Here is a 10862-nt window from a genome sequence, read left to right on the forward strand (position 1 = left end):
TTTCATATGAAAGTTTCCCTAAATGTCAGTGGCTTTGAGACTGAAGCTGTATTCCCAGATAACAATATCGAACAAATTCATAAGCCATTGGTTGAAAAGTTTTCTCGCCTTTACCAAGAAAAAAACGAACGAACGGTGATATTCCTGGCTGCGCCTCCCGGCAGCGGGAAATCGACCTTAGCGGCATTTTGGGAGCATCTATCCCAAACCATTCCTAATGTCGTGCCATTACAGGTGCTGCCTTTTGATGGTTTCCACTACCCAAATGAGATTCTTGATTCGAATTACACCATGCGCGGTGAAGAGAAGATAAAGCTGCGTAGTATTAAAGGCGCACACGAGACCTTTAACCTCACATCCCTGATAGACAAGCTAAAAAAACTCAAAGTCCAAGATCCGAAATGGCCATACTATGACCGTAACCTACATGATCCGGTTGATGATGCTATCACTGTTGAAAAAGAGATTGTGGTGATTGAGGGGAATTGGCTTCTGCTCGATGAACCAGTGTGGAGTGGGTTGAATGAGCTGGCTGATTTCACCATCTTCATCGATACCGATCCTAAGTTTTTAGAACAGCGTTTAGTGAACCGTAAGATTCGTGGTGGCTCAACGTCTGAAGAGGCCCTCGCTTTTTATCAAAGTTCAGATTCTAAGAATGTAGACATGGTTTTAAATCATTCTGTAAAAGCGGACCTGACTCTATATATGAACCAAGATGGTTCTTTTGATATCAATTAATTCTAGGAGGTCGCTATGAAGATCGTCGTCGACAGCCATACTCATACTCTTGCCAGCGGCCATGCTTACAGCACTATTATTGAGAACGCTAAAGCAGCACAGGGTAAGGGGCTAAAACTTCTTTGTACAACGGATCATGCTCCTGAAATGCCGGGTGCCCCCCACTACTGGTTTTTCAACAATCAAAGAATTTTGCCCCGCTTTCTTCACGATGTTGGAATCCTTCGTGGAGTGGAAGCAAACATCACCAACATTGAAGGAGACTTAGATCTCGCCCCTTCAACCTATCAGCACCTTGACTGGACCATTGCCAGCTTCCACGAACCCGTATTCCCTCCGTCCACTGAAGAGATACATACTCGAGCCCTCATTAATGTAATTGAGGGGGGAAAGGTTGATGTACTTGGGCACCTTGGTAACCCAAATTACCCGTTTGATATTCGAGCCGTGCTTGAGTGTGCTAAACAGCACAATGTGGCGATTGAGGTTAACAATACCTCTTTGACGGGAAAAAGCCGCAAGGGAAGTGATGTACGCTGCTCTAAAATCGTCGAAATCGGTAAGGAAGTGGGCGTGTATTTTTCAACAGGCTCAGATGCTCACTTCTGTGAAGAGATAGGGCGTGTAGATCTCGCCATAGCGCTCCTTGAAAAGCATGATGTGCCTGAAGAGAAAGTAATCTCGACTTCCACAGCGCGCTTTCTAAACTTTTTATTGTTGAGAGGAAAGAATCGGATTGAAGAGTTTGCAGAGCTCTATTGAATATATTTCTGATGCAATTTGCGCTTGAAGCAAAAACGCCCAAAGTGGATAACTTTGGGCGTTTTTCTTGAAATTTTCTATAGTTTTATGGGCTTAAAGTAATCAGAACCCGAGATCAGTGCATACCCGAACGCATTTTGTCGGCAAGGGCAAAGAATACAAACAGCACAAAACACACCAAAGCAACACAAAGTGAAATTAGTATTGTTGTGGCATCTTTTGTCATTAATGGAACCACGATAGAAGCTAACGCTACCAAGATAACAAGGATATGAACGATTCGTCCGGGAATCGGGTTTTTATGGCAGAATGAAGCCCATAGGTAACGCATTTTTAACACCAGTATAAAATTAGTGGATTTATTCTATTTTCTTAATGAGTGTTTTGTAAATAAGTTTTCGTTATAGGTGACTGTAAATATGAACTAAGTCATCATTATATAAAATTAGTTAAATAACAGTGGTTTATCTATAGAAAAGAGAGTGCTTATTATTTTTATAAGAAAACATAGTATTCGGTATTTTGTTGGATATTAAGCTAAAATTCGCTCCGTTTTGATTTCTGGGCTTAAGATCTCACTTATTGAGTATTTTGTTAAGATACCGTTTGCGTATTGATTTCCGCCCTGTACATGTCAATTAGGCAGGTATCTATTTAGGGGTTGGAATTCGTTTAATGTCATTTATCAAAGAGAGTGTTCGAATTGAGAGCGCGGTAATCTTGTCTTAGATTCAGTTTGGTATACTCAAGGTTCAATCTACGAAGATGATGGAGATGATATGTCGAAAACCGCGAAGATCATGAATGAAGATAAGCTGGTTAAGAAGGCTCTAGAAGTCGGTTTTAAAATGGCAAAGTTGCAAGGTTTCGATTTGCCGAACTCATCTCAACCAATCAAGGTTAAGGCTGTTTATCTATTTCTTGTTGAAGTTAATCAAATCACTGCGTTACCAGACAGTAAGTTGGATGGTGCAAATATTAAGAAGCGCCTAGCGTTATGGATACACAACGCTTTGCCTGATAATGATCCTCTGAAGTAAGCTGAGACTAACTCGTTTTTATGTGTGAAACCTAGCGGTCACTCGCTAGGTTTTTTTGTTTTATGGTGATCAATTCAAGTTCGAGATGCTTCAATAAAGTAGTATCAAACCTTGGTAGCCAGCGATCTGTATTTCATCGACATATTCTCCCACTCTGCCGTCAGCACTTACGGGCTTCATTGGTGGGTCTAATCGAATCGAGATTTTCTCTGCAGCATAAAAGTCAGCATTTTTCCCATAAAAATCGGTGCGATAGAGAACTCGTCCATGCTCAAACTCTCTGGCTATCACCATGTCTTCTGGACCGCCTTCTACAACCTGTTTATCTGATTGATAAAGGAAATAGGTGTGAGTCGGTAACAGTGAAACCTTGCCATCCGGTAGATCTTGATGAGCGACTTGGGATTGCGAAGTGTTGCCAACAATCGTGTAATCCTCAGATTGTGGAGTACGAGTTGAGAGCATCAATGAGATAGGTTCAAACCCCGAAGGAATCACACCTGAAGGTTTTCCAAGAGTGATATCGAGCAATGCTGTGGGCTTATAAGCCATGTTTTTGGGTACGCCCGGTTTCCAGAAGTTATCTGTTGTGGTGTTGTTGCTCCCATACACGTAACTGTTGTTCCATTGATTGAAATAGCTGTGTTCAGGGTGGTAGTTGAGGTAATAGACAGCGAGAGTTGAGTACTGGTCTTGTTGCCAATTCTCTTGGTTGTTTCCAAAGAACTGCACTCGTCCATAGCGCGTAGTGGCTTGTTGAATAACCTTCGACCCTGAATAGCCGAGTGCTGAGTTATCCCAAAACTTCGATAGCCCGCCATAGCCGCTAAAGCCCGTTGACGGAAATATATAGTGCTCCCTGAAATACAGGTTTCCTGCATCGATAAGGTGCGCTTGCCCATTTCGACCATAGAGGTTAGCCGTTCCAATGTTGAGCCCGATTAATGGTTTGTCATTAACGGCAGTCAATCGTTTGAGAAAGGCGGTGAACTGTTGTTTATAGCGTTCATCCGCTTCAGTTAAGCCTGCGATAGCATCAAGCTCAGCGATGTTTCCCCCAGAGTAAATATCAAATTGATTGCTACCTAAGAGCTTATTGGTGTCATCGTTGTAGGCGCCACGGAGTCCTAGTTTTGTCCAGTGTTGACCATAATAACTGCCCATTGCCATCAATAGCCCGGGATTAGCCAGATTGGTTAGCGACCATGACGAATTTTGGTCCCACATTCGACCAAAAGGAATAACACGGGACTGCCAACGAAATCGAGCCGTGGCAGATTTGTTGCTTCGGTTTTGGTATTCAGCAGGAGATAAATAGTTGTCGTCGTTGAGATCGGCCGATTGGTCGAAACCACGAATTTTTCTCCAATGCGTTGTTTTATCGGGAGAGCGGTTATTTACTGCTGCTGCTGACAAGTCTTTTGGAGCGACTTTCGGAAAGCTATCTCCGAGTTGAACACGGTTTAAACGAGGTCGAATATGATTTGCGTGGCCTTGCCAGCGCACTCTAACAACGTATAAACGCCCACCATCACGGACAAAAGATGAGCCAAAAAATTGGCCGCCACCATAACTTTGGCCACTACCATCATGAGTGCTTGCTCGTACCCAATCAGAGGGCACTTGCCAGCTAACCGCTTGGTTTTGAGTCATGTTCTCAGTGTTATCTTCATTTATAACAAGATGAGACCATGCAGTGACTTGATTGTTGGCGTTCACCTCAGAAGGATATTCAATCCAAAACCTCCCACCTTGTGCAAAGCGCGAAAACTTAAAAGCGACACTATCGAATTGTTCAGAGTGGTAAAGGTAGAGTGCGCCACCTTGTTGGAAGTGTTCGAAGACATCGGCATCCCAAGGTGGTGGCTGGTAAAGGGCAAAACCTGCGTGCATTGCGTCTGCGGTATAACCCATAAGCATGGGTTTACGGTTTAACAGGGTATTCTCACCATGATTGGGGTTTGGCTCTGCAAGGATGGTGTCTTCTGAAAAGTGTAAAAAGAAATCTTCGTAATCGATGCCGTACCGTTCTGCTATTTCTCTAATCTCGTCTTCGAGCGGACCTGAGTTTAACTCTAACTTTTGGTTGTACATGTAGCCAACGGCCGGAATATTGGTTTTAAGGTTTTGGTTAGCATTAGCTCCAAATATCAAATCACTATGGTTGAGCTCCCAATCAATCACATCGTGGGCAGATATTTCATTACCTTGTAAGTCGATCCCTTGCTCATGTTGACCGGGTAGAACGATCGCGTAGTTGGCCCAAATAATATTAGGAATGGTAAGGCTGGTAAGAAATAGGGCAGAGACTAATCGTGTTGTTTTCATTAAGTTTCCTAGCCATTCACTCTTTTAGTGTTATCCCTATTTGGTAAGTGTAGCCAATCGTAATATCTGTGCTTCGTTTCGTGGTATGCCTGATTTTGAGGTGTGCGTGCTTTTCTTGATTCGGCGTGTTACTTGCATCTTCTCTTCATAGAAGGCTTTGTTAGTCGTGGAAACTTGACAGGTTAACGCTTACTAACAAGTATTAAATTGATGATTTTTAATCCGTAATCCATAGATTTGCCGATTTTGAATGCTGTTTGGGGCGTAGGTGTGGATATTCATTTTGACGTTCAATATGACTGGACTTGATAAATAGCGAGGGAATACCTCTTATGATGTCTTTACTGTTTCTACTATTACTCGTGGCGATGTTATGCGCTTTTTTCGAAAAGAAGACCGCGGCTTATGGCTTTTTTGCGGGCTCTGTGATCCTTGGGTTGTATTGGTTCAATCACCATGCGACTGATTCATTACCCATCTTATTGTAAGGAGCTAACATGAATCGAAATCAGTTAACGTTCCTAAATACGCTTGGCCTACTCGGCATGACCGCTGTGCTGTTGATAGGCTTTATCCTTCAATTTGTGCTTCATGAGTTGCCTTGCCCGCTGTGTTTGTTGCAACGTATCGGTTTCGTGATGGTTGCGTTTGGCTTTATGTTGAATGTGGTTTATGGGCCCCAACCCCGTCACTATGGCATTGTTTTGATCGGGGCCTTGTATGGTGTCGCCACCTCACTACGGCAGGTATCGCTGCATGTGATTCCAGGCACGCCTGGCTATGGTAGTCCTATCTTTGGGATGCACTATTACACTTGGGCTTTCGTGTTATTTGCTGCGACCATATTAGCGGTTGCTGTCATTCTAATATTGACTAATAAAGAGCCATCGCAAGAAGCGTATAAGATGAGTAATTTGGGGCGTGTGGCGTGCTTATTAGCCATCGTCGTGGTTGCACTCAATGCTATCGCTACCTTTGTTGAGTGTGGACCTTATCAGTGCCCAGACAATCCCGTGAGCTATTGGCTGCTTAATTGATGGATTCCGTTTTATAGTGAAAAGAAAAGCCACAGCGTCTGCTGTGGCTTTGTTGCTATGGAATCAAGAGAATTTGTGCTTTCTAGAACGTTATCGACTAGCGATTCACTTGCTCGACAATCTCGCGTGTTAGGCTAGCAATCTCATCCCACTCTCCATTTTCAACGAGTTTCTTGTCGACCATCCACGTACCACCGCAGGCTAATACTTGAGGCACTGCTAAGTAGTTATCGATGTTTGATGGCGTGATACCGCCTGTAGGCATGAGTCGAATATCGCCGTATGGGCCAACGAGTGATTTAACCATACTGATGCCGCCTGATGCTTCTGCTGGGAAGAACTTCAAGGTTGTTAAGCCCATCTCAAGTGCCGCTTCAACGGTGCTTGGATTGTTCACTCCTGGAATGATATAGATGCCGATCTCTTGGCATGCTTTAACTGTGTTTGGATTGAATCCTGGTGATACCACAAACGTTGCGCCCGCTTCTTTCGCGGCCAGTGCTTGTTCACCATTCAAAATCGTTCCGGCACCAATCAGCATGTCAGGCTGAGCTTCTCGTAGAAGTCGAATAGCTTCAACAGCGGCTTCTGAACGGAACGTAATCTCAGCAGCTGGAAGCCCATTCTCTGCCAATACTTTGCCTAGTGGGATGATGTTTTCTGCGTTATCAATGGCGATAACAGGGATAACTTTAAGTGCTTTTAGCTGTTCGTTAATTGTAGACATGTGTACTTCTTAATATCAGTTTGAAAGAGTGTCTGTGATGGGTTTTGGGATGATTGCGCCATGATGTTGAATCACCAATCTGGCTAATGCATTACCTTGGTGGCAGGCTTCTTCAATAGAACCTCCAGCGAGATAGCAAGATAAGAAACCACCGTTAAAAGAGTCGCCAGCAGAGGTGCTATCAACCACAGTTTCGACCGGTGTCGTTGTGACTTTTACGGGATCATTTTCGGGGTTTTCGCTGATCAAGCAGCCTTCAGCTCCAAGCTTGACAACAACGGTTTTGACACCGAGTGCATGCAGCCTTGTTATGGTGTCTTGTGGTGTTTGATCGCACCACAACAGTTGTTCATCATCGAACGTGACTAGGGCGATGTCGGTCGTTTTATAACCTAATAGATAGCATTCTCTAGTTGCGGCCTCCGAGCTCCACAGCTTTGGTCGATAGTTGCTATCAAAGGCGATGGTAACGCCACGTTCACGTAGGCCTTCGATGATAGTGAGCAACTTAAGTTGATCGCTGTGTGGCAGTATCGCGAGGGAAATACCACTTAGAAACACCATATCAACGTCACGAAGTTGGTTCGCTATCTTATCGAAATCGGGGTGCTGTACCATGTAGCGAGCCGCAGAATCGTTGCGCCAGTATAGGAAGGTTCGCTCACCAAAATCGTCGAGTTGAATCAGATAGAGCCCGGGTGAACGCTGCTCATCAATAAGCACGAACTCGGTTGATAGTCCTTCATCTTGCCATCGATTAAGCATCTCTTGGCTGATAGCGTCTGAGCCTAGCGCCGTGACATAGCTTGTTTGTATCGCTGGATTCGCAGTGTTATTACTGCTCATGGGATTGCTAACCGCAGCGCTACGGTTCAAATAGATTGCCCCGTTTAATGTGTCTCCACCATAGCTTTGATGCATGTTACCAAATGGAGATCCATTCAGTTCAATCATGCACTCACCGATGATTGCGATGTGGGTCATAATATAGCCTTAGAAAGGAAAGATTGGATTTGTTCGTATTGAGGAAAGCATGACCATAACGAGATATGGTCATGCTTTTTCGATTCTAATCTTACGGGAGTGGGACTAGCCGATTACTTGTTGTCTAGTTTTACGAACAACATCGTAAGGACGAAAGACAGTGCGAATACACCCACCACGCCCATAATTGCCTGAAGGAAGTTTTGTGTACCGCTTGCAAGGTAAGCTGGCAGGCTGAATACCGAAGAAAGAATGTAGCTTGTTAAGTGCGTATCGATTGTTACCGAGATAGCACCGAACACACCTGCAGCCAAACTCGCGGTCATCATCGCTTTGGTGTATTTAGTTAGGACACCAAACAGAGCAGGCTCTGTAATACCTAGAATCGCCGTTACACTTGAACCCATCGTAATCGAAGATTGCTCTTTAGAAACAGTCTTGCGCTGTTTGTGCCAGATAGCCATAGTTGCGCCCGCAATCGCCATGTTACCCAAACACATGATAGGCATCAGTAGATCCTTACCATACAGTGCGAAGTTGTTCAGGCTGATTGGCGTCATGCTGTGGTGAATACCAAACACAATCGTAATCGGGCGAGTTAGACCAAATACAAAGCCCGTTAACGTCGGAGAGATCTCCAATAATGAACTCATTACCCAACCAGCACCGTTACTTAGCCAAATGCCTGCAGGACCAACAAATGATAGCGTGATGGTTGAAGTAACCGTAAAGGCAAGCAGTGGTGTAAATACAGGCTTCGCTGAAGAAGGTACTAGACGGTCAACTAACGGAGTCACTTTAGACAGTAACCAGATTGCAAGAATCGCAGGAACAATTGCACCGCCGTAGTTGAGCAGCTCAATAGGAACCACGCCAAGAACGGTTAGCTCCGGAGCTGCACCTGCGTCTTTTAGCATTGCTGCTTTATCAACAAGCAGAGGCGCTAGCATTGCTGAAGAGACAGCAAGCGCAATATATTCGTTTACTTTGAATACTTTAGCTGCAGAGAAAGAAACCAGCATAGGTAAGAAGAAGAACACCGCGACAGAAATTGAACGGAAGAAGTAAACCGTGTCTGAGGTTTCAGAGATAACATTGGTAGCAATAAGGCCCGATAGCAGACCCATGAGCATACCGGCACCAGCAATGGCTGGAACAACAGGACCAAAGATACCCGCGACAATACGCATCACACCTTGGAATAGCTTGCCTTTCTCTAGCTCATCAGCAGGAGTCGCGTCAGCTTGCTGAGTGTTTGAGAGTGCGTTGAACCACTTCTCGACCTCAACTCCAATGATGACCTGGGTTTGGCCTTGTTGAAGGACCACACCTTTCACATCTGCGATCTGCTTGATCGCTTCTTCGTCTACCAGCGATTCGTCTGCTAATTTGAAGCGCAACCTTGTCATACAGTGCGTGATACTCACGATGTTGTCTTCACCACCAACAGCGGTGACTAATAACTGTATATTTTCGTTGAAATTTTTCTTTTTCGATGATGACTTAGAGTTATTCACAACGGCATCACTCTTTTCTACCATTTGCATACTACACCTGTTATTGGAATATATTTAACTCGAGAAATCATAACGACAACCAATTTAAATCCAACGGAGAAAAAAGAGATCTCAATCACATTTAAAATTCGAAAAATTAATTTTTCAGCGTTTTTTGCCAATTGGTATGTTTTGTTTATCAAAAAAAAACACTTAACGTACCAATTATTTTTGGGCAAAAATTAGCGCTTGAAATGTGATTTTTAAAGCGGTTAGATAATAGGAGTTGACTTAAGTTTAGGTTATTTAATTGTGAAAGAAACTATTATATCCGATATCCATTGTATTATTACTAAGCCAGACAGACACAATCTCATTACCGTTGTCGTTGAAACGAATGAAGGTGTGACTGGCTTTGGCTGTGCGACATTCCAACAAAGACCGCTTGCTGTAAAAACAATGGTCGATGAATATTTAAAGCCTATTCTTATGGGTAAAAATGCCAACAATATTGAAGACTTATGGCAAATGATGATGGTCAACGCTTATTGGCGAAATGGCCCTGTCATCAATAACGCGATTTCTGGTGTTGATATGGCACTGTGGGATATTAAAGCCAAATTGGCGGGCATGCCGCTACACCAATTATTTGGTGGTAAGTCTCGTGATGCTATTCCTGTATACACACACGCGACTAGCGACACGATGGAAGGCATTTATGAGCTGGTGGAATCTTTCCTAGACAAAGGCTACAAGCACATTCGTTGTCAGCTTGGTTTCTATGGCGGTGTTCCAACCGATTTGCATACCACTCAAAACCCGACTGAAGGTTCGTACTACGACCAAGATCAGTACATGGACAATACTCTAACGATGTTTAAGTCGTTGAGAGAGAAATATGGTAACCAATTCCATATTCTCCATGATGTTCATGAGCGCCTATTCCCGAATCAAGCAATACAATTTGCCAAAGAAGTCGAGCAATATAAGCCTTACTTCATTGAAGATATTCTGCCACCAAATCAAACGGAATGGTTGGATAATATTCGTAGCCAAAGCTCAGTTTCATTAGGTTTAGGGGAGTTATTTAATAACCCTGAAGAGTGGAAATCATTGATTGTTAACCGTCGCATTGATTTCATTCGTTGCCATGTTTCACAGATTGGTGGTATTACCCCAGCTCTGAAACTCGGGCATCTATGTCAGAACTTCGGTGTTCGTATTGCATGGCATTGCCCGCCAGATATGACGCCAATTGGTGCTGCGGTAAACACGCATTTGAATGTGCATTTACACAATGCCGCCATTCAAGAACATGTCGAGTACAACGAGAATACACACAAGTTATTCCCGAACGCTGCAGAGCCAATTAATGGTTACTTATACGCTTCTGAAATCGCAGGTATTGGTGTTGAAATCGACCGAGAGGTTGCAGCCGAGTTCCCTGTTATGTATCGCCCCCACGAGTGGACTCAAAGTCGCCTTCCTGATGGCGCAATTCATACCCCTTAACTCGTATTTATAATATAAAATGGTCGCTAGTAAGCGGCCATTTTTTTAATATAAATTAATCGTCTAGTTTATATCTCCTTGCTTAGCACTCTTTCATTTTCTTTCCTATTACAGCACATAGCTTACTTCCTTTTCTGCATTATATTCAGTGCGTACCGTACAATTATTTTTTAATAAACACTCATTTCTAAATAAGGGTTAGACTAAATCATACCAATATGTGCTTCGGCTGAAC

The 10862-nt window shown here is 43.6% G+C and carries 11 protein-coding genes; 6 read left to right on the forward strand and 5 right to left on the reverse strand.

Going from position 1 to position 10862, the window contains the following annotated elements:
- Window positions 1-6: 6 nt before the first annotated feature.
- Window positions 7-741, forward strand: coding sequence for a nucleoside/nucleotide kinase family protein (locus OH460_RS02190; RefSeq protein WP_269994653.1), 735 nt, complete (start codon window positions 7-9; stop codon window positions 739-741).
- A 15-nt stretch (window positions 742-756) separates the two neighbouring features.
- Window positions 757-1503 (forward strand): phosphatase, encoded by a 747-nt coding sequence (locus tag OH460_RS02195; protein WP_269994654.1) that lies wholly within the window; start codon window positions 757-759, stop codon window positions 1501-1503.
- A gap of 115 nt (window positions 1504-1618) precedes the next feature.
- Here OH460_RS02195 and OH460_RS02200 read toward each other — a convergent pair whose 3' ends face one another.
- Window positions 1619-1834 (reverse strand): hypothetical protein, encoded by a 216-nt coding sequence (locus OH460_RS02200; protein ID WP_061032013.1) that lies wholly within the window; start codon window positions 1832-1834, stop codon window positions 1619-1621.
- A 448-nt stretch (window positions 1835-2282) separates the two neighbouring features.
- On the opposite strand from OH460_RS02200, the gene OH460_RS02205 reads away from it, so the two are divergent.
- Window positions 2283-2543: a DUF5062 family protein gene (locus tag OH460_RS02205; RefSeq protein WP_269994656.1), complete on the forward strand. Its 261-nt coding sequence runs from the start codon at window positions 2283-2285 to the stop codon at window positions 2541-2543.
- 90 nt (window positions 2544-2633) lie between these two features.
- On the opposite strand, the gene OH460_RS02210 is transcribed toward OH460_RS02205, so the two are convergent.
- A complete protein-coding gene (locus OH460_RS02210; protein WP_269994659.1) occupies window positions 2634-4871 on the reverse strand; it encodes a hypothetical protein in 2238 nt (745 codons plus the stop codon).
- Window positions 4872-5203: 332 nt separating this feature from the next.
- On the opposite strand from OH460_RS02210, the gene OH460_RS02215 reads away from it, so the two are divergent.
- Window positions 5204-5359, forward strand: a complete 156-nt coding sequence (locus tag OH460_RS02215; protein ID WP_162884309.1) for a DUF5993 family protein — start codon at window positions 5204-5206, stop codon at window positions 5357-5359.
- 9 nt (window positions 5360-5368) lie between these two features.
- Complete coding sequence (locus OH460_RS02220) at window positions 5369-5908, forward strand: disulfide bond formation protein B (protein WP_269994662.1); 540 nt, start codon at window positions 5369-5371, stop codon at window positions 5906-5908.
- 97 nt (window positions 5909-6005) lie between these two features.
- On the opposite strand, the gene OH460_RS02225 is transcribed toward OH460_RS02220, so the two are convergent.
- The 3 genes from OH460_RS02225 to OH460_RS02235 form a co-directional block, all read right to left on the reverse strand.
- Window positions 6006-6635 carry a bifunctional 4-hydroxy-2-oxoglutarate aldolase/2-dehydro-3-deoxy-phosphogluconate aldolase gene (locus tag OH460_RS02225; RefSeq protein WP_269994664.1) on the reverse strand — a complete coding sequence of 210 codons (630 nt, stop codon included), beginning with the start codon at window positions 6633-6635 and terminating at the stop codon, window positions 6006-6008.
- 15 nt (window positions 6636-6650) lie between these two features.
- Window positions 6651-7619: a sugar kinase gene (locus OH460_RS02230; protein ID WP_269994666.1), complete on the reverse strand. Its 969-nt coding sequence runs from the start codon at window positions 7617-7619 to the stop codon at window positions 6651-6653.
- 113 nt (window positions 7620-7732) lie between these two features.
- On the reverse strand, window positions 7733-9166 hold the full coding sequence (locus tag OH460_RS02235; protein ID WP_061032024.1) for a PTS transporter subunit EIIC: 1434 nt from the start codon (window positions 9164-9166) through the stop codon (window positions 7733-7735).
- Between the two features lie 261 nt (window positions 9167-9427).
- Here OH460_RS02235 and OH460_RS02240 point away from each other — a divergent pair, with 261 nt between their 5' ends.
- A complete protein-coding gene (locus OH460_RS02240; protein WP_269994669.1) occupies window positions 9428-10627 on the forward strand; it encodes an enolase C-terminal domain-like protein in 1200 nt (399 codons plus the stop codon).
- Window positions 10628-10862 lie beyond the last annotated feature (235 nt).

The sequence above is a fragment of the Vibrio sp. Makdt genome, assembly GCF_027587015.1.
Lineage (GTDB): Bacteria > Pseudomonadota > Gammaproteobacteria > Enterobacterales > Vibrionaceae > Vibrio > Vibrio chagasii_B.